The organism is Halomonas sp. YLB-10 (assembly GCF_003856855.1).
GTDB lineage: Bacteria > Pseudomonadota > Gammaproteobacteria > Pseudomonadales > Halomonadaceae > Halomonas > Halomonas litopenaei.
Map to the genome: position 1 here is coordinate 395,951 of NZ_RRCU01000002.1, position 18,630 is coordinate 414,580.

Here is an 18,630-nt window from a genome sequence, read left to right on the forward strand (position 1 = left end):
GTGTTGTCACGACTCAAGCGCTGGCGAGCGGCCCGCTTCGATGCCCGCCATCCCTTCCCCGCTGACACCTGGGCAGGCGCGCGGGCGCGGCTGCCCCTGCTGGCCCGGGTGCCCGAGGCTTCGGCCCAGCGCCTGGGTCAGCGCGCCTGGCGGTTTCTTCACGACAAGCGTCTGAGCCTGCACCCGGACCTGGACCCTGCGGCACTGGATAGCGAGGAACGCCTGGCCCTGGCGGCCCAGGCCTGCCTGTTGACGCTCGGCTGGAGCGAGCACGAGCACCAGGAAGCCTTTGCCAACGTGCACGAAGTACTGGTGTTGCCCGACGCCTTTCGTCGCAAGGTCGAAGAGATGGACGAGGCCGGGGTGATACACGTCTACGAGGACGAGCGCGCCGGCGAGACCTTCTACCAGGGGCCGGTGGTGATCGCCTTTCCCGATCTGGTCGAGAGCGGTGGCCTGGATGGCTTCAACGTGGTCATCCATGAATTCGCCCACAAGCTCGACATGGGCAATTCTCAGGACGTCGACGGATTTCCACCACTGCCGGTCACCATCGCCTCCAGGGAGTGGCATCGCGAGTTCACGGCGGTCTGGCAGGACCTGCAAAGGTACATCGAAGCGGGCGACCCCACGCCCATCGATGACTACGCCGCGAGCCATCCCGGCGAGTGCTTTGCCGTCTGCTGCGAGACATTCTTCAGCGCCCCCAACCGTCTGATGGAGGCCTACCCGGGACTCTACGATCTGCTCTGTCGCTACTTTCAGCAGCAGCCCCTCAAATGGGCGCTGACTGCCGATAACGACCATCCCGCACCCTCACCCGCCACTCAGGAATCCCCCCGATGACGAGGCGCTGGCTACTGCCGACCCTGGCCATCACCGTGCTGGCAGCGCTGGGACTGACCTGGCAGTGGCTGGCCATGCATGACCTGCTTACCGTCGACACCCTGATGAAGCTTTCCCAGGGTGGCACGGCGTGGCGCGACAGCCCCTGGGCCATCGTCGTGGTGGCTGCGGTCTATGCGGGGCTATCGCTTGTGATGTTTCCGCTGAGTCTGCTGGTGGCAGCGACCGGGCTGGTATTTGGCCCCTGGTGGGGCTTCGGCTACGCCCTGATCGGTACCCTGTCGGCCTCCTGCCTGACCTGGTGGGTCGGTCGCAAGCTTGGCCGCGATGCGCTGTTGCGCTACGGGGGAAAGCGCTTGAACGGCCTGTCACGCTACCTGTCGGGACGCGGCATCCGCACCATGACGCTGGTCAACCTGCTGCCGCTGGCCCCCTTTACCCTGACCAACATGATGGCCGGGGCCTTCCATCTGCGCTTTCGCGACTACCTGATCGGTTCCACCCTGGGCATCGCCCCGGGCCTGGCCGGGGTCACCCTGCTCGGCAGCCAGTTGGGCGAGTTGATCACCGCTGACAGTCGCAGCGAGATCTTCTATGCGCTGGGTGGCCTGGCGCTGGGTGTCGGCCTGCTGGTCGGACTCAAGCGCTGGGCCGACGGGAGAAAGGCCGGTCGGACTGACGATCAACCAAAACCCGGTCGCTAGCGTCCTTCCGCACACCAAATAAGACTTGCATCATAAAAAGAATAAAGTGGAGCACCTCGAACCTACGCCGAGTTCCGCACAAAAAAAGCAACACTTTACCCTCTCCTGTCTAAACTGTACTCAAGAGAACAATATCTGTGCTCTTTGCCGCTCGGCCTACGCCCGGGCCTTGCTCTAGAGCATCAGGGTGTTCCATGCGCTCTCGAGCAAGCCTTTGACGCGCCTTTGACGTCGATAGAACAGCATGGTGGCAAATTCAGCAGTGGCAAGGAGACAGTCATGGCTTCCCCTCCCGTCATTGACAACCATCCCATCTTCACCACGGCGGCTTACTCCGCTGCTTCGGTAGCGGCGCTCTGGGGGATCATTGAAATCTTTCTTCGAATAGACCCATTTTTTTTGGTCTATCTAAAGCACGCTTTCTCCCTCGGGATCGGCCTTATGGCGATGGCTGTCGCCGGACTTATATATACCTACATTTCAACATTCATACCAAAAACACAAGCTAAAAAAAATAATGAAAACTGCAAAAAAAATCCGAGCAGGGGGACACTTTACTTTTTTTCCATTCTTCCACTTATTTCTTTACTTCTAGCAATAATATTCGACCTTCTATATGTTTCAAAAGATTTTCCTCCAGTAAACTCTCCTTTACTATGGATTTTTTATTTCATTCTCATGCTGTTACTTTCTCTAGCAGCCATATACTGCTTACTTGTACTTTGTCAGAAAGAGACCGACAGCGAATTTTCGAACAAGAGCGGGCCCTCGACTGATGAACACATGCCATTTTTCTTGTCCTCTCGCGTATTGGTCCCGCTATTTATCGTAGGCCTCATGGCTCTCCTTGTCTCGCTTGGGCGAAGTCAAGATATTCGCGAATCTGATATCGCACAGGAAGAACTTCGTCAGGCTGGTCTCAGCTTTTCCATGGCATCACTACAAAGTGCCATCTATTTGCTTTCACCCAGATCCATAGAGCTATTCAGAAGAGCAAATATTGACAACGAGGATATTTTCTTCTCTCTTGGTCAACCAGTCGAAGGGAGTAATAACGAACCTCTCATCAACATGGTCCTAAGGCGCATTGATACAGGGGATATCTATTGTGACGACGAGAATATGCAAGGCTCCACCGAATGTCTGCGCGTCCGAAAATTTCTAGAAACGCTTGACCCAAACTTTTTCTCAGATAATCAGCCTACGAACTGCGCACTATTTCATGATGAAATATCTCTATCACAAAACCTTAATCAGAAGTTTACTTCGTTACCTCTCCTTAGCCATGCGATTTTAAATGGAAATGAAGCACTGATGCGGTCCTTGATAGAACGCTGTGGTATAAATCCATTAATGAGCTACTTTCCATATACAATGGCTGAGTCAACTGTTCGCCAGGATGCATGGGATCAACCACAGTCTGAAACAACGTTGCAGACCCATATAGTAGCTACCCTCGACCCACACCTGGCCATTGCGGCAGAAACCATGAGAGAGGGAGGACAGTGGACAAAGGAAGAGGCAAAACCGATTCACGAATCCCTATGCCACTCCGGACTAGAGTTCAGAAATCTGGTGGAATATGAAATACCAGAAGGCTGCAGACAGGATTCCAACAGCACCACAGCGAATTCAACGAAGCTTGATTCCCTTCCTGATAGAGCACGCCGAGTAACCATGCTGCCTGACTCTTGCAAAGTAGAAGACTATGGAATTTCCTACACAAGCCATTATAGCAACACCTATCCACTTCCAGACGACCAAGAGACACTCATCACAATAAACACAACCTCTGGTAAACTTTCACTACTTGATAACCAACAAACCAATATATCAGAGCCCGATCCAGCAACAACTATCATTATGCAACGTCTGAATGACACTGACAATGACATTGACGAAACTTCCAGAAATGGCATCCAGCCAAACAGCACACGACTAGTAACGCTACAAAACGTTCAAAACCGCAATCTTCCATATTTTCATGCGTACAACTGGACCCCGGATACTGACGATGGGACATGGACGACTATTGATCATCCAGCCAACCACCCACTCTCCATCAGTCCTTCTGTTAGCAGATTTTATATATGGAAAGATGAGAATTCAGAGGAGACTTCAACGCATGATGGGAAATTGTCTATTGACACCCCGCTTGACTGGTCTCTGGATATGGAAAACTCAGCCATTTTCAGTCGAAGAATTCAACTCGATGAAGAAGGCAGCATTAGATTTTCCAGCCTTTCAGCCGATGACCTTGGCTGCCTGAGCTTATATCAGGTAGGCGATGATGACGAACTCATTCGCGTACCGGACACCAGGCTCGGAACGAGAGATAATGCAGAAATAGGTAGCGGAGATGAAGGACATCAAGAATGGACGACCCAACGACTCCCTCAAGGAGACTACCAACTTGACCTTACCCTATTCGAACCGAAAATTTCAACAGGGACTGGCGACCAGAGCGATACCCTTGGGTTGAGCTTGGATACCAAAAAGCCTTGGGCACTATACTGTTCTATTGATGGTCAAACCCAATATCTTTCAGCTCAGTCTGTGCCACCTCTTCTCACACCTGGAAAGATAGGTGCAGCAGCGACTATAGATGGAAAGTCTTCCCAGGAAATCTCCTGCCAGTTTAACATCGATTCCTTTAGTTTATTTACCGCAACTGTCAGCAGTTCCGCAGACGTCACCCTTAACTTGCTAAATTCTAAGAGTGAGGAAATTTTCGACGACAATATTGACGATGCAAGTGCTGGAACAGCTAAAGACCCAGCAGTAGAAACGGCCAGCGCCCCCCTGCAGAAAGGTGGACCGTACCAACTGCTTATCCGCCCCTACTTGGATAGCTTCGACGAAAGTGACGTGTCCATAAGACTACTCGCCACAGAGCCAATATATCTGCCGCTCGACCTGACCTTTCAATCGGATGCCCCCTTGGAGTCCCAGGGAAACTTTTTCTATAAAGCCGAAACGGCTGGTACCTATCACGTGAGACTTGACAACATGACAGCCGATCTTGACTTGTATATTCGAAAAGATGGCGACATTGCTGCCGAGAGCACCAACGCGGATAACGAGGAAGAGCGTGCAACTTTCTGCGCAGAAGTCGATGATATCTTCGAAATCGAGGTAGTCCCCTTTGGGGAGCCATCAGACTTCCATTTGGTCGTGGAGAAGGAGGTGAACGAAAGCGACTGTTGAGGTAATAATGCAGCCTCGACAACTAGATCACGTGCACGAACTCGACTCGGTTTCGACCATTGGTCTTGGCCTTGTACATCGCCTGATCGGCCTGGTTGACCAGGCTGTCGAGGTCAGCGCTGTCACTGTCGATCAGCAACGCACCGATACTGGCGGTGACGCGTATCACGCTGTCGGCGACGGGTATCTCCAGCTCGGACAGGGCAAGGTTGAAACGCTCGAGGGCAGACATCAAGGCAGGCTTGTCGACGTCCGCCATGACCACGCAAAACTCCTCTCCCCCCATGCGGGCGATCAGGTCCGACTTGCGAAAGCTTGCGTCGAGCGCCTTGGCCACGGCGACCAGCACCCTGTCCCCGGATTCATGGCCGTAGGTATCGTTGATCGACTTAAAGTGATCGAGATCGACCAGCGCGACACCCAGCGCTCCCTTGCCGCGCTGCCAGCGCTTGGCCAGGGTGGCAAAACGGGTAGCAAAGGCGCGACGATTGCACACCCCGGTCAGGGGGTCGGTCTCGGACAGCACTTCCATCTCCTCGATCTGATGATGGATGCGTATGCTGGCGGCGACCCAGTGGGCCATGGCCTGCAGGCGCTCACGATCTTCATCGGTGAAGGCATTCGGGCTCTCGTGGGCGATGTTCATGGTGCCCACGCAGCGACTGCCGCTGATCATCGGGACATCGAGACAGCACCCCAGCCCCTTGGCACTGAGCATCTGGCAGTCGAGATCGGGACTCCCGTCAAAACGCTCGGCGTACTCCGCCTGGCGAGTGCGATAGACACGTCCGACCATGGTGCCGTAGATCGGCACAGGCTGATCCATCGGGATGGCGTTGTTACCTTCCATGGCGATCAGGGTCAGCTCGGTCTCGGACTGCGCCAGAGTGATGGAAGCGCGGTTGGCGCCAAACACCGTACTTGACCAGCGTGCCACCGTATCCAGCACGTCCTGGAGCGATTCGGCCGCGGACAGCTCATGCACGAAGCGTATCGGTAACTCGATGGTCAGATCCGCGCGCAGGGACACGGCGTCGTCATCACGCTGCGCCGACGATGATCGCTTGCTGTCCTGCCGTGTCTGTTCCAACGTCATACCCTCACCGAGCGCTGGTCGCTCTATCCAACCGAAGAAACGAAGCCTTTGGAGATTCTATCGTGCTCTCCTGGTGAAGCCGAGTCACATGAGCATAAAATGAATGAACGCACTATTCGGAAAATCTTGTGCGTTTAAACCTAGGTGTCTTGAATCACCAAGCGGCGTCACCTCGACGGCAGTTCGGGTTCGTCTTCGTGTTGGCCGGGCCACCAGGATGGCCGCTCCTCACGCCACTCTTCACGCCACTCCTCCTGGACCAGGTGGCGTAGTACCCTCCCACGGTAGCGTAGCATCTGCCACTCCGCGCCCAGTCGGCTGCGTACACGCTCCCAGCCGCCGTCATCGGCGTGGGTGAAGGGGCCGCCGCGGGCGATCGCCAGGCGGTAGACCCGCAGGCAGCGCTCGGCGCAGCGAGCCTCGTCGTAGGCCTGGGCCGTGCTCAGGGCGGTCTCGTGCAGGGCCGGCCAGTATCGTGCGTCGGTACATTCGGCCAGGGCCAGGGCGAAGGCCTGCTCATCCTCATGCGCCAGCAGCCGTCCATTCTCGCCATTTCGCACGACTTCGCGAACGCCAGGGGCATCGAGGGCCACCACCGGCAGCCCCGCTGCCATTGCTTCGGCCACCACCATGCCCTGGGTCTCGCTGTGTGATGCAAAGGCAAAGACGTCCATGGCGTGGTAGGCGTCGATCAGCGCCTGCCCGTGCAGGCAGCCGGTAAAACAGACACGCTCGCTCACCCCATGACGATCGGCGGCGGCTTCCACCGCTTCTCGGGCATCACCGTCTCCTACCACCAGCCACCAGGCCTCGGCATCCTCGACCAGCGCCTGGCACACCGCGCCCGCCAGAAATGCCAGATTCTTCTCCTTGGCCAGCCGACCAAGATGGCCGATCACCCGGGCATCAGCGGGGATCGCGAAGTGGTCCCGCCAGCGATCACGCTTGCCCGTCGCAAAGCGTGAAGTGTCCACTCCGCTGGGCACCACCGTCATGTCCGGGTTGCCGGCGCGCTGGACCAGCAGTTGCTTGACGCTCTCGCTGGGAGCAATCACCTCGTCGCACAGCCAGGTGTACTGGGTCGCCAGCGCCACCGCAAAGCGCTGCATCCGCGAGGAATCCCCCGGCACGTAGTGGGTGTAGTGCTCGTACAGCGTGTGGTGGGTGAACACCAGTGGCAGGCCGTAGGTTTCCGCCGCGCGCGCTGCGGTGTCGCCCAGCAGGAAGGGATGGTGTGAATGAACGATGTCTGGCTCGAAAGCCTCGATGGCGTCGAACAGTTGTCCGGGGATTGGCACCGGCAGCGAGAAGTCGCTGCCGTTGAAATGCTGCACCGCGACGACACGCACCACGTCCGGCTCGTGTTCCGGCTGTCCCTCCAGCCGAGGCGCCACCACCAGTACACGATGCCCCGCCCGCTGCAACTGGTGCTTCAGGCGCTGCACGGACTCGCTGACACCACCGACGATCGGCGCATAGGTGTTGGTGAACATCAACACATTCACGGCGGCAGCAGTCTCCCGAAACAGATGATGGACCGCACCCCGGCGGCGACAATCCCAGGGTGCGGTGCAGGCGGGAGCCGGACGGCACCCTCATTCTCAATTCTATGCTCTTACGAGCGCCAGCGCCCGCCAGCGATAGCGCTCGATCGGCGGGCACGATCATACCGACTCGAGCGGCTCAGCCCCAGCCCTCCTGGAGCAAAGTGCCGAGGCCTGACCTCTTGCCGACAAACTTGTCACGATGGCCCAGGCGCCACTTCGCCCGCCAGCCAGCGCCATAGCCGTTCGCTTTCGATACTGCCCTGCGCACTGCGCGGGCGACACAACCAGAATCCTTCGCGGGTGGGCACCTCGATGTCAAACGGGGCAACCAGCCCCTGGGGATCTTCCAGCAGGCAGCGGTGCACCAGCGCCACCCCCGCCCCTTGCCGGGCCAGGGCCATCACCATGGACAGGTTGTCGCAGATCAGACTGTGACAGTGGCTCGACAGATCCTTGCGCCCGGCATGCTCCAGCCAGGCCGGCCAGCCGGCCGCGAAGCCCGCCGCGTGGAGCAAGGTCTGCCCGGCCAGGGCATCCAGCGAGACGAGCTGCTCTGCCATCGGCGGCGTACAGACCGGCAACAACGACGACGCCCCCAGAGAGATCGACTCCATGCCGCGCCACTCTCCCTGGCCGTAGCGCAGTTCGATATCGGCCCCTTCGGCACCGAAATCCGAACTCCAGACGGCGCTGACCACACGCACGGTCACCTCGGGGTGGGTAAGGTGAAATCGTGCCAGACGAGGCGCCAGCCATTGGCTCTGAAGCGCCGGCGTAGTGCGCAGCGTCACTGAACGATCCGGAGTCACGCCGAACACCTCCAGGGTGCCCTCATCGAGCCGCGCAAAGGCTTCCTGGACGCTCGGCAACCAGGCCTGGCCCGCTGGCGTCAGCGTCAGGCTGCGCGGGTGGCGCACGAACAGTGGCTGCCCCAGGCGGTCCTCCAGCAGCCGAATACGTTGACTGATGGCAGCCTGGGTTACCGACAGTTCCTGGCCCGCCGCGGTAAAGCTCAGGGTTCTTGCCGAGGCCTCGAAGGCCTGCAGCCAATGCAGAGGAGGAAGTCGGTGCATGTGGTTTCTGGCCCTGTGGTTTAGCGACGATGAAAAAGACGGTCATAAGCCAGGCTTGGCCTAAGGCGTCATATTAGTCGTTTGTCGCCATCGCCTCGAGCCCCCACCATCGGCGTCAACACTCGTCACCTATTTCGTCAACACTCGTCACCTGGGAGCCATCCATGAGCACCACCTCGTTGACCTCGACCGCCGACGCCGGCCACATCGATATGCACGAACTGGCCCCCTGGCCCCAGCACCTGACGCTGACCGACGTGGCCGCTGAAGGCTTGCGTCTCTCGCTGGTCTGGAACAACGGCGACCGAGGACAATTTCCTCTGTTGTGGCTGCGCGATCACTGCGCCTGTGATCAGTGCCGCCACCCGCTGACCCGGGAACGCCTGGTCACACCGATGGCCGCCGTTCCAGGGCTCGACGAGGCCCGCATCGAGCACGGTCAGCTCCACCTTGACTGGCAGGACGGACACCACAGCCGCTTCGCCGCCGGCTGGCTGCACCAGCGTCGCCCCGGCGAGGCCGCCATCGACAGCCTGCCGCGGCCTGTCGCCTGGCAGACGCCGTTTTCCCCCCAGCATATGCGGCATGCCGATCTGGTAGCCGGTGGCAACGGCGAAAAGGCCTGGATCACGGCGTTGCTGCGCGACGGCCTGGTGCTGCTCGACGAGGGGCCGCTGGAACTCGAGGAGGTCAGTCGCCTGGCACGGCGCATTGGCCCGCTCAAGGCCACCAACTTCGGGGCTCGCTTCGACGTCATTTCAAAGCCCAAGCCCAACAACGCGGCCTACACCTCGATTGCCCTGGCGCTGCACACGGACCTGCCCAACTGGCGCCAACCGCCGGACATGCAGTTGCTGTATTGCCTGAAGAACGATGCCGAAGGCGGCGGCTCGATCTTCGCCGACGGCATCCAGGTCGCCGAGGCGCTGCGCGCGGCCAACCCCGATCACTTCCAGCTTCTGGCCGAGACCGCCATCGACTTTCGCTTCCAGGACGAGGAACACGATATCAGCGTCCGCGAGCCGGTCATCGACGTCGGCACGGATGGGCGCATCCGCGAGATTCGCTTCAACAACTGGATTCGTGACACCCTGCACCTGCCTGCCGACCTGATCACCCCCTGGTACGAGGCCTACCACCACTTCTGGACCCTGCTGCATGCACCACAGCATCAGATTGCCCTCGACCTACGTCCCGGGCAGATGGTGGCCTTCGACAACCGCCGGGTACTGCATGGACGTGAGGCCTTCGATCCCACCACCGGGGAGCGTCACCTCCAGGGCACCTACCTGGACCGCGACATGCTGGAATCCCGGCTGCGAGTGCTGGCACGCAAGGGCTGACGGGGCCGGCAGTCGTTCAATCGAGTGACGGGATCCTGGCCGCCAGGCGCCGAGCGAGGAAGTCGACCAGTGCACGCAAGCGCGCGGGGACGTGCCGGCGCTGGGCGTAGACCGCGAAGAAGTCGGCACGCACCCCCTGCCAGCCCGGCAGCAGGCTGACAAGGCGCCCCTCCTTCAGTTCATCGTGAACGTCCCACCAGGAGCGCAGCATCACCCCGTGACCATCGAGCGCCAGTCGCTTGATGACCTCACCGTCATTGCTGGTAAGGCGCCCGCCGACCTTGACCGACGTCTCGACACCGTCGGCGTCGACGAATCGCCACAGCGCAAAATCGCTGTCATTCTCTCGCAGTACCAGACAGGCGTGGCGCTGCAGCGCCTGGGGAGTCTCGGCCCGACCACAGCGCTCGATATAGTCGGGAGAGGCGCAGGCAACACGTCGGCTGGCCACCAGACGGCGGGCCACCAGGCGCGAGTCGGGGGGCTCGCCAATCCGGATGCCCAGATCCACGCCCTCCACCAAGGGCGCGGGAAAGTTCGAGAGTTCCAGTGACGCCTCGATGCCCGGATGCAAGGCACAGAACTCGGACAGCAAGGGCGCCACATGGCGGCGACCGAAACCGAAGGTCGCGTTGAGCCGCAGCGGTCCCGCCAGCGCCTCGCGATCCTCGCCCAGGCTCTCTTCCAGTTCGGCCAACTCATCCAGTAGCGCGACTCCCCTTGCCAGGTAACGCTCACCTTCGGCGGTCAGGGTAAGCCGCCGGGTGGTACGCGTGGCGAGTTCCACCCCGAGCCGCGCCTCCAGCTGCTTCAGGCGCTTGCTGACCGCCGACAGCGACAGTCCCAGCTCGCGTGCGGTGGCGGTCAGGTTGCCGGCCTGGGCCAATTGACGAAAGAACGCCAGATCATCGAGTGACGCCACCCTTTTCTCCACTTGAGGTCAACAATGAATTGCCATCGAGCCCCATTATCGCCTCGCTGTAAAGAGCTAGACTGACCTTACACCTTGCCGCCGCCACCCTTCACACCAAGCACAATCGTGGCCGCTGCGCGAGGCACCCTCTACACGCCAGCAGACAGGATCAAGGAGCTTTCATGGCCCATCGCATCGCCATCATCGCCGGTGACGGTATCGGCACCGAAGTCATGCCCGAGGGCGTGCGCGCCCTCGAGGCCGCCGCCAAGCGCTTCGCTATCGACCTGGATACCCAGACCTTCGACTTCGCCTGCTGCGACTACTACCTCGAGCACGGCAAGATGCTGCCGGACGACTGGCGCGAGACGCTGATCGACTTCGATGCGATCTTCTACGGCGCCATCGGCTGGCCCGAAAAGGTACCGGATCACATCTCGCTGTGGGGCTCGCTGCTCAAGTTCCGCCGCGAGTTCGACCAGTACGTCAACCTGCGCCCCTGCCGCCTGCTGCCGGGTATCAAGAGCCCGCTGGCCGGTCGCGAGCCCGGCGACATCGACTTCTACGTGGTCCGCGAGAACACCGAAGGCGAATACTCGAGCGTCGGTGGCACCATGTTCGAGGGCACCGACCGGGAGGTGGTGATCCAGGAAACGGTGATGACCCGCCACGGCGTCGACCGGGTGCTCAAGTACGCCTTCGACCTGGCCCAGAGCCGCCCGCGCAAGAAGCTGACCTCGGCCACCAAGTCCAACGGCATCGCCATCACCATGCCCTGGTGGGACAGCCGTGTGGCCGAGATGGCCAAGCAGTACGGCGACGTCGAGGTGGACAAGTTCCACATCGATATCCTGACCGCCAACTTCGTCATGCATCCGGACTGGTTCGACGTGGTGGTGGCCTCCAACCTGTTCGGCGATATTCTTTCCGACCTGGGGCCCGCCTGTACCGGCACCATCGGCGTGGCGCCCTCGGCCAACATCAATCCCGAAGGCACCTTCCCGAGCCTGTTCGAGCCGGTTCACGGCAGCGCCCCGGATATCGCCGGCAAGGGCATCGCCAACCCCATCGGCCAGATCTGGTCCGGCGCCATGATGCTCGAACACCTGGGTCACAAGGACGCCGGTGACGCCATCCTGGCCGCCATCGAGGCGGTGCTGGAAGACGGCGACAGCGAAGTGCTGACCCCGGACCTGGGCGGCAACGGCACCACCGAGCGTCTGGGCGCCGCGATCAGCGAGCGTATCGCCCAGGGCTGATCACCCTGCCGGCCCGGCATCCTCGAGCCGGGCCGGTCTTCAGAACCCCACGATCTGCTCTGGCAACCATGTCGCCAGACTCGGCACCAGTGCCACCGCCAGTAGTGTCACCAGCTGGATCGCGATGAAGGGCAGCACCCCTCGGCACATCTGACCGTAGGTGATGTCATCCGGGGCGATGGACTTCAGATAGAAGATCGACGATGCCATCGGTGGGGTGAGATAGCTGGTCTGGATGGTCACCAGCACCAGGGTGGCGAACCAGACCGGATCGATGCCCAGTTGCTTGACCACCGGCGTGAAGATCGGAACGCAGATCAGCACGATGGAGGTCCAGTCGAGCACGAAGCCGAGCAGGAAGGTCACGCCGAGGAAGAACAGTATGACACCGGTGGGGCCGCCGAGCTGCTCAGCGATCTCGGCCACCATCTCGCCGCCGCCGTTGACCGCAAAGATCCCGGTAAACATGGTGCCCCCCGCCACGATCAGCAGAATCATGGCGGTGATGCGCACCGTCAGGGACAGCGACTCCCCTAGCGCCTGGACGCTGATACCGCCATTCATCACAGCCAGCAGCAAGGCGCCGCCCACGCCGACCGCCGCCGCCTCTGTCGGTGAGGCAATGCCCATCAGCAGCGAGCCCAGCACCGCAAACATCAACAACAGCGGGGGTACCAGGGCCTTAGCGGTGATCGCGAGCTTCTGGCCCAGCGGCAAGGGTGTCGCCTCCACGGCCGGAGGGCCGTCCTGGGGGCGCAGGGCGCAGCGCACCAGAATGTAGAGAGCAAACAGCGAGACCATCAATCCGCCTGGCAGAATGATGGCGGCAAAGAGTTCGCCGATGGAAAGCTGGGCAAGGGCCGCATACACCACCACGATCACGGTCGGCGGAATGATCGTGCCCAGGGAGCCCCCAGCGCAGATGGTCCCGCTCATCAGGCTATTGCGATAGCCATAGGCCCGCATCGCGGGTATCGCCATCAGACCGATCATGATCTCGACAGCACCGACCACTCCAGAGGCGGCGGCAAAGATGGCCGCCATGGCGATCGTCGTCAGCGCCAGCCCCCCAGGCAGTCGGCCGATCCAGAGCTGGATGGCATCGAACAGTTGACGCGCGATTCCCGACTTCTCGAGGATTCCTCCCATCAGCACAAACAGCGGGATGGAAGACAGCACATAGTGGGTGGCGGCGCTGTAGACGCTACCGTACAGCTGCTGAAAGATCATCGGTCCGAAGGCGTACCAGCCAGCGGCAACCGAGACCAACGTCAACGAATAGGCGATGGGGATGCCCAGGAAGATAAGCAGAAATAAGCCGGGAAACATCAGACCGGCAACGAGGGCATCCATCAGCGACTCTCCTCGGTGGTGCGTGCTGTACAAAGCTGCCGCACTCCGTCCACCGCAAGCTGGCAGGCGAAGAGGGAAAGCCCGATGGCGATAAGGGCGTAGAGCGGCCACATCCTTGGTGCCCATACGCTGACCATTTCCACCTCATTGGTGTGCCAGGCCCGCAGGGTGCGCAGCCATCCGTGATGCGCCATCAGCGCCACCACCGGCACCATCAGCAGTAGATAGACGGCACCGTGCAGGCGCTGGACCAGACGCGGCGGAAGCAGGCGACTGAAGGCATCGACCCTGACGTGGCCATCCACCTTGGCGGTCCAGGCGATGCCGAGAACAAAGGCTGTTCCCGTGGCCATGTAGGACAGATCGAAGGCCCAGATGGTCGAGGCATTAAAGGCATAGCGTGCAATGACTTCGTAGAGCATGGCGCCGGTCAGGGCGACAAGCGCCAGGCGACTGCCCCACGCCAGCAGCGTCGACGCCCTGTCGATGAGGTTCATCAGTGTATTCATGAATAGGCGTCACCCCGCAGGCCGAGGTGACGTTCCTCCAGGATCGGTTGAGGGGTCAGTCGCGGATCAGGTAGTCGTTCTGCTCGCTCCAGCGCTGCTGGTAGGTGCGGTAGTCTTCCAGCAGCGCCCGCATTGCAGGATCGTCTGACGCTTCAACCGTGGCCTCCATCCAGGCCCGACCGCTCTGGGCCAGATCCTCGACAAACTCGGGGTCCAGGCTCACCACTTCATTGCGGCCCGAACGGTAAGCCTCCATTGCCAGCATGTCCTGGTGATAGAACTGGCTCAGGCCTTCATAGGTCGTGAGCTTGGCGGCGGCTTCGATCAGCGGCTTGAGGTCGTCTGGGACGGCCGCCCAGGTGTCCTCGGTCACGACAACCTCCCAAAGGAAGGTGGGCTGATGCACGCCGGGAACCACGATGTACTTGGCGGCTTCATGGAACCCTTCTGGCTGGTTGCTCGATGGGGTTGCCCACTCCACCGCGTCGACACCCTTGCGCTGAAGCAGGGTGTAGGTGTCCCCCGGCGGCACCACGGTCGGCACTGCGCCGTAGTATTCACGCATCACCTCCGCCCAGGGGCCCGACGTACGATACTTCAAGCCTTCGAGATCGTCGGCACCATCGATCCTGACGTTGGCGTGAGCGAAGACTTCGGTGGAGCCGATACCGACGATCAAGGAATGCAGCCCCTCGCTGGCGCGCAGCTCCTGCAAGGCCTCTTGACCGCCCCCTTCGTAGATCCAGTTGATATAGGTCTCCGGCCCCATGCCACCGGGGAAGCCGGCAAAGATGGCGTTGATGGGCTTCTGGTTTACCAGGTAGCTGGGCGTGGAGTGCCCCGCCTCCACGGTGCCTTCCAGCACGGCCTCGTATACCTGCAACGCAGGTACGATCACCCCTGCGCCGAAGGGTTTGATCTCCACCCGACCCTGGCTGAGGGTGTCGGCGTTGTCGGCAAACCGCTCCAGAAAGTTCTCGTAAAAAGGGGAGCCCGCCGGTACCGAGGTCGGCACCTTCCACTCGACGTCAGCCGCCAGGGCAGGCGCCACCAGCCCCATCACCAGACTTCCGATCGCTGCTGCACTCAAGGCCTTGTTGTTCATTGTATTGACTCCATCGGTGTATCCAGCGCCCATCGCCAGATTCCACATTCCCCAACGCTTCGACAGGCCGATACGCCCAGACTCAGGCAACACCGCCAAAACGTAGATTGTATAAAATATATTTACAGGATACCCAAATGCAAGAGCGCCGTGAAAGCCCGCCCCTGTGATCCATCACGACAACGGTCAGCCCAGAACCCGGTCAGGTGGCGCATGCCAACTCGACGTGACACAACCGCACCAGGCCACCCTGTACCAAGGCGTCGCACGTCGGCCGAGAGAGACAGAAAAAAAAGCACGGAGGGAAGGCAGGAAACAGAGAAGGATGCCGAGAGAAGAATGCAGAGAGACGACCAGAGAGCACAGAGCACAGAGCACAGAGCACAGAGCATCAGCAGGCTTGGCAAGCCCGTGCCCCCTGAGGAGGCAACCATGGGAGAGGGAGCCTCCTTGAGGAGGCACTCCGCTGCACGACATACAGCGGCAGTGGAGGGAGAAACTGTCAGGTTCGCGGCAATGGCTGGGCTTTCACAGAAAAGTCGACGAGCGAAGGTTAGACAAGGCAAAAATCGTCGAGAAAGCGCAGTTTACGGGGTGTAAATGAGCATTCTAAGGCGATTTTTAACGCCGTATTACCGAGTGCAGACACTTTTCAGAAAAGCCCTAGTGTTGCCACACCCCCTGGACCACCCGTACCCGGTCGTCGCTGAGGTTATCGAGCAGGTTACGGCCCATCTCCACGAAGACCTCACCAAAGATCAGCGCAGGCCCGGGCAAGCGGGGACGAATGGGAGGACGGGCAGCAGGTCCTGACGCCTGAGGTGACGACTCGCCCCCCTCCTGCCTGGGCGGCTGCGCCTGGTCCGTGTTGCTGCCCCCATGGGCTCGGCGGTCGGTCCCGCCCTGCTCGCGACGCCGGTGATGGCTGCGCCAGGCCAGCGCCTCGGCGCTGACATCCTCCAGTGCCTGGCGCTGAAACCCGGCGGCCTGGAGGTGTTGCTCGAGATCCTTCAGGGACAACAGTCGGCTATGCTCGGGCGTTCTCGCCCAGGGCACCGGCAGCGATAACGGCGCAGGATTGTCGCCTCGAACCACCTCGTGGAGCAGCAACCTGCCGCCCGGGGCGAGCACCCTGCGACACTCGCTCAGCACAGCGGCGATGTCCGGCATATTGAGCAGGGCATGCTGGCACCACACCGCCTCGACACTGGCATCCCCCAGCGGCAACTCGGCAGCATCGGCGCACACGAAACGGGTACTGTCCTCCAGTCCACAGGCCCGACTCAGCCAGGTCGCGACCTCGATGAAACCCGGCGTGATATCCACCCCCACCACTTCGTAGCCAAGCTCGCGGGCCAGCAGACGACTGGCGCCGCCGGTACCGCACCCCAGATCGAGAAGGCGCGCTGCGCCGCTGGAACCCGTGCCCGCACCCGCGACCGCGTCCAAGCGAGGACCGTCCCCCTTGTTCGGGGACTGGCCGGCATCTCCCCCCGCCAGGGCCATCAATCGCCGGCTGGCCGCCCTGCCCCCCAGATGCAGTTGATCGATACCGGCCATCTCGTCGTGACTCAGATGGTCGGGGTCGCATCCCGCCTCGACGAAGGCACGCTCGAGCCGTGCCAGCAGGCTTCCTTTGGCATCATAGTGCTGGCCCAGCTGGCTACCTGCCGTTCCCTGCGCGGCCTCTCCGGGTGTCCCCTTTAGCGTCATGCGGCGCTCCTTGCACGTTTATGGCTGCTCGACCTCAAGCGGGAAGCCTCTTGGACAACAGCAGCAAAAAAGACATACACTTCTTGTACGAAAATTATGCAACACATTCAGCGGTGACTCGTCTTCCACCCGCCTGCCACCCTTCAGGAGCCCTCATGGATACGCAAGGACGCCGGCCTTCGTCGGCCCCGGCTCGAAAGCCGACGCGCCTCTCCACCCTGCTCGCAGCCGTTGGCGCCCCGCTGGTGCTGTCGGCCTGCACAGGCCTGCCCTCTGGCACCCAGCCCATCGATGACTTCGCCCTGGAGGACTATCTGGGTCGCTGGTACGAGATCGCGCGCTTCGATCACAGCTTCGAGGAAGGGCTCGACTGCGTCACCGCCGACTACGCCACCCGGGATGACGGTGGCGTCCAGGTGATCAACCGTGGCGTCGACCTGTCCAAGGGCGAGCCCGACGTGGCCGAAGGCAAGGCCTACCTGCTGGAGGAAGACAACGTCGGCCGCCTGAAGGTGAGCTTCTTCGGCCCCTTCTATGCAAGCTACAACATTCTGGCGCTGGATGACGCCGGACAATGGTCGCTGGTCACCGGACCGGACCGCGACTATCTGTGGATCCTCGCCAGAAGTCCCCAGCTTGACGATGCGACCTACCGCTCGCTGGTCCAGCGCGCACAGGATCTGGACTACCCGGTCGAGGAGCTGATAGAGGTCGAACAGGGCGAGGAGTGCGAGCCCTATCGCCAGGGCTGAGCAATAGTCAGGCGCTGCCGCAGGGCCGCCTGACCTCGTCAGAATGTATAACATACAGACCAGTGAACACCTCATACGCTGAAAGGGCGACCACCTCGGTCGCCCTTTCACTGCATGGAGGTCAAGCAATGTCACTGGGAAGACGAGAGTTTCTTGCCGCCACGGCGGCCATCGGCGCCACCGCTGCGGCGCCGTCGCTATTTGCCCACGCCGGCGGCACGCCCGAGCGCTATCCGATCGACGCCTGGCAGGTGGTGGATGATCGCTTCAAGCAGTACATGCTGTTCAACGCCCCGCTGGAACGGGAATGGACGGGCGGACTCTGGCTCGAGGGGCCTGCCTGGAACGCCGTGGGTCGCTACGCAGTGTTCAGCGACATCCCCAGGGCCCGGCAGATGCGCTGGGACGAGGCCAGCGGCCAGGTCAGCGTGCTGCGTGATCATATCGGCCATTCCAACGGCAACGCTTTCGACGATCGTGGTCGCCTGATCGCCTGCGAACACTCGCCGGCCCAGGTGGTTCGCTACGAGTGGGACGGCAGTCGCCATGTGCTGACCAGCACCTTCGACGGCAAGCCACTCAATGCCCCCAACGATCTGGTCACCCTGCCCGGCGGCGCCATCATCTTCACCGACCCCGGCTACGGCGCGCACTCCGACTACGAGGGCAAGCAGCGCTCGCTCGAACTCGAGACCGCCATCTACTACTGGGAGGACGGCATGCAGGAGCCGACCCGTCTGACCACAGAGCTCTACAAGCCCAATGGTATCGCCCTGGGGCCGGACGGCAGCTCGCTGTATGTCACCGATACCGCCCCTTCGCACCATCCCGATCAGCCCGCTACCATCACGCGATTCACCTTCAGCGCCGAGAACAGGACGCTGGCTGGTGCCGAGAGGCTGGTGGAAAGCACCAGCGAGGGCTACGACGGCATGTGCTGTGATGAGGACGGCAACCTCTGGGTCGGCACCTCAGGGGGCGAGGGCAAGGATGGGGTCAGCGTGTTTGCTCCGGATGGCACCCTGATCGGTCGCGTCCTGCTGCCAGAAGTCTGCGCCAACGTCTGCTTCGTCGGAGAGAAGCGCAACCGTCTGCTGATGGCCGCCAGTCAATCGCTGTATACCCTCTATACCGGCGCTCGCGGTCTCTAGGCGCCTGCCGCTGTGGCCGCTCATCTCCAACCCGGCGGCGAATGCTGCCGGGCCTTTCA

Annotated in this window: 15 protein-coding genes; 7 read left to right on the plus strand and 8 right to left on the minus strand. The window is 61.1% G+C overall.

All coding sequences use genetic code 11. The annotated features are described in order from the left end of the window. The 3 genes from EBB56_RS05665 (at window position 1) to EBB56_RS05675 (ending at window position 4,757) form a co-directional block, all read left to right on the plus strand. Complete coding sequence (locus EBB56_RS05665; RefSeq protein WP_124803304.1) at window positions 1–846, plus strand: zinc-dependent peptidase; 846 nt, start codon at window positions 1–3, stop codon at window positions 844–846. Then, the gene (locus EBB56_RS05670) at window positions 843–1,550 is read left to right on the plus strand and encodes a TVP38/TMEM64 family protein (protein WP_124803306.1); all 708 of its coding nucleotides are present in this window, start codon (window positions 843–845) and stop codon (window positions 1,548–1,550) included. The genes EBB56_RS05665 and EBB56_RS05670 overlap by 4 nt, the downstream gene beginning before the upstream one ends. Before the next feature lie 279 nt (window positions 1,551–1,829). Next, window positions 1,830–4,757: a hypothetical protein gene (locus EBB56_RS05675; RefSeq protein ID WP_124803308.1), complete on the plus strand. Its 2,928-nt coding sequence runs from the start codon at window positions 1,830–1,832 to the stop codon at window positions 4,755–4,757. 22 nt (window positions 4,758–4,779) lie between these two features. Here the strand turns inward: EBB56_RS05675 and EBB56_RS05680 are convergent, their stop codons facing one another. The 3 genes from EBB56_RS05680 to EBB56_RS05690 all read right to left on the minus strand — a co-directional run bounded on the left by EBB56_RS05680 (window position 4,780) and on the right by EBB56_RS05690 (window position 8,473). Beyond that, on the minus strand, window positions 4,780–5,853 hold the full coding sequence (locus EBB56_RS05680) for a sensor domain-containing diguanylate cyclase (protein WP_124803310.1): 1,074 nt from the start codon (window positions 5,851–5,853) through the stop codon (window positions 4,780–4,782). A 167-nt stretch (window positions 5,854–6,020) separates the two neighbouring features. Then, entirely contained in the window at window positions 6,021–7,358 is a 1,338-nt protein-coding gene (locus tag EBB56_RS05685; protein WP_124803312.1) for a glycosyltransferase, read from the minus strand. A gap of 236 nt (window positions 7,359–7,594) precedes the next feature. After that, entirely contained in the window at window positions 7,595–8,473 is an 879-nt protein-coding gene (locus EBB56_RS05690; RefSeq protein WP_124803314.1) for a LysR substrate-binding domain-containing protein, read from the minus strand. A gap of 164 nt (window positions 8,474–8,637) precedes the next feature. Here EBB56_RS05690 and EBB56_RS05695 point away from each other — a divergent pair, with 164 nt between their 5' ends. Beyond that, window positions 8,638–9,816 carry a TauD/TfdA family dioxygenase gene (locus EBB56_RS05695; RefSeq protein WP_260425297.1) on the plus strand — a complete coding sequence of 393 codons (1,179 nt, stop codon included), beginning with the start codon at window positions 8,638–8,640 and terminating at the stop codon, window positions 9,814–9,816. Between the two features lie 16 nt (window positions 9,817–9,832). Here the strand turns inward: EBB56_RS05695 and EBB56_RS05700 are convergent, their stop codons facing one another. Next, window positions 9,833–10,738 (minus strand): LysR family transcriptional regulator, encoded by a 906-nt coding sequence (locus tag EBB56_RS05700; RefSeq protein WP_108132410.1) that lies wholly within the window; start codon window positions 10,736–10,738, stop codon window positions 9,833–9,835. A gap of 173 nt (window positions 10,739–10,911) precedes the next feature. Between EBB56_RS05700 and EBB56_RS05705 the strand changes: the two genes are divergently transcribed. Further along, window positions 10,912–11,988 carry a tartrate dehydrogenase gene (locus EBB56_RS05705; RefSeq protein ID WP_045991709.1) on the plus strand — a complete coding sequence of 359 codons (1,077 nt, stop codon included), beginning with the start codon at window positions 10,912–10,914 and terminating at the stop codon, window positions 11,986–11,988. 39 nt (window positions 11,989–12,027) lie between these two features. On the opposite strand, the gene EBB56_RS05710 is transcribed toward EBB56_RS05705, so the two are convergent. The 4 genes from EBB56_RS05710 to EBB56_RS05725 all read right to left on the minus strand — a co-directional run bounded on the left by EBB56_RS05710 (window position 12,028) and on the right by EBB56_RS05725 (window position 16,668). Further along, window positions 12,028–13,341 (minus strand): TRAP transporter large permease subunit, encoded by a 1,314-nt coding sequence (locus tag EBB56_RS05710; RefSeq protein WP_045991708.1) that lies wholly within the window; start codon window positions 13,339–13,341, stop codon window positions 12,028–12,030. Continuing rightward, window positions 13,341–13,850: a TRAP transporter small permease subunit gene (locus EBB56_RS05715; RefSeq protein ID WP_045991707.1), complete on the minus strand. Its 510-nt coding sequence runs from the start codon at window positions 13,848–13,850 to the stop codon at window positions 13,341–13,343. Before EBB56_RS05715 ends, EBB56_RS05710 begins: the two co-directional genes overlap by 1 nt. 55 nt (window positions 13,851–13,905) lie before the next feature. Beyond that, window positions 13,906–14,955 carry a TRAP transporter substrate-binding protein DctP gene (gene dctP, locus EBB56_RS05720; RefSeq protein ID WP_045991706.1) on the minus strand — a complete coding sequence of 350 codons (1,050 nt, stop codon included), beginning with the start codon at window positions 14,953–14,955 and terminating at the stop codon, window positions 13,906–13,908. Between the two features lie 663 nt (window positions 14,956–15,618). Beyond that, a complete protein-coding gene (locus EBB56_RS05725; RefSeq protein WP_124803316.1) occupies window positions 15,619–16,668 on the minus strand; it encodes a class I SAM-dependent methyltransferase in 1,050 nt (349 codons plus the stop codon). 155 nt (window positions 16,669–16,823) lie between these two features. Between EBB56_RS05725 and EBB56_RS05730 the strand changes: the two genes are divergently transcribed. Together EBB56_RS05730 and EBB56_RS05735 are read left to right on the plus strand one after the other, a co-directional pair. Next, entirely contained in the window at window positions 16,824–17,420 is a 597-nt protein-coding gene (locus tag EBB56_RS05730) for a lipocalin family protein (protein WP_108448237.1), read from the plus strand. Window positions 17,421–17,548: 128 nt separating this feature from the next. After that, window positions 17,549–18,571, plus strand: a complete 1,023-nt coding sequence (locus EBB56_RS05735) for an SMP-30/gluconolactonase/LRE family protein (protein WP_045992790.1) — start codon at window positions 17,549–17,551, stop codon at window positions 18,569–18,571. Window positions 18,572–18,630: the final 59 nt, after the last annotated feature.

Excerpts from the sequence above, each read along its gene's own strand:
- EBB56_RS05725 (WP_124803316.1), bottom strand. The coding sequence starts at position 16,668 with ATGACGCTAAAGGGGACACCCGGAGAGGCCGCGCAGGGAACGGCAGGT.
- dctP (WP_045991706.1), bottom strand. The coding sequence starts at position 14,955 with ATGAACAACAAGGCCTTGAGTGCAGCAGCGATCGGAAGTCTGGTGATG.
- EBB56_RS05690 (WP_124803314.1), bottom strand. The coding sequence starts at position 8,473 with ATGCACCGACTTCCTCCTCTGCATTGGCTGCAGGCCTTCGAGGCCTCG.
- EBB56_RS05715 (WP_045991707.1), bottom strand. The coding sequence starts at position 13,850 with ATGAATACACTGATGAACCTCATCGACAGGGCGTCGACGCTGCTGGCG.
- EBB56_RS05670 (WP_124803306.1), top strand. The coding sequence starts at position 843 with ATGACGAGGCGCTGGCTACTGCCGACCCTGGCCATCACCGTGCTGGCA.
- EBB56_RS05705 (WP_045991709.1), top strand. The coding sequence starts at position 10,912 with ATGGCCCATCGCATCGCCATCATCGCCGGTGACGGTATCGGCACCGAA.
- EBB56_RS05710 (WP_045991708.1), bottom strand. The coding sequence starts at position 13,341 with ATGGATGCCCTCGTTGCCGGTCTGATGTTTCCCGGCTTATTTCTGCTT.
- EBB56_RS05735 (WP_045992790.1), top strand. The coding sequence starts at position 17,549 with ATGTCACTGGGAAGACGAGAGTTTCTTGCCGCCACGGCGGCCATCGGC.
- EBB56_RS05675 (WP_124803308.1), top strand. The coding sequence starts at position 1,830 with ATGGCTTCCCCTCCCGTCATTGACAACCATCCCATCTTCACCACGGCG.
- EBB56_RS05695 (WP_260425297.1), top strand. The coding sequence starts at position 8,638 with ATGAGCACCACCTCGTTGACCTCGACCGCCGACGCCGGCCACATCGAT.
- EBB56_RS05680 (WP_124803310.1), bottom strand. The coding sequence starts at position 5,853 with ATGACGTTGGAACAGACACGGCAGGACAGCAAGCGATCATCGTCGGCG.
- EBB56_RS05730 (WP_108448237.1), top strand. The coding sequence starts at position 16,824 with ATGGATACGCAAGGACGCCGGCCTTCGTCGGCCCCGGCTCGAAAGCCG.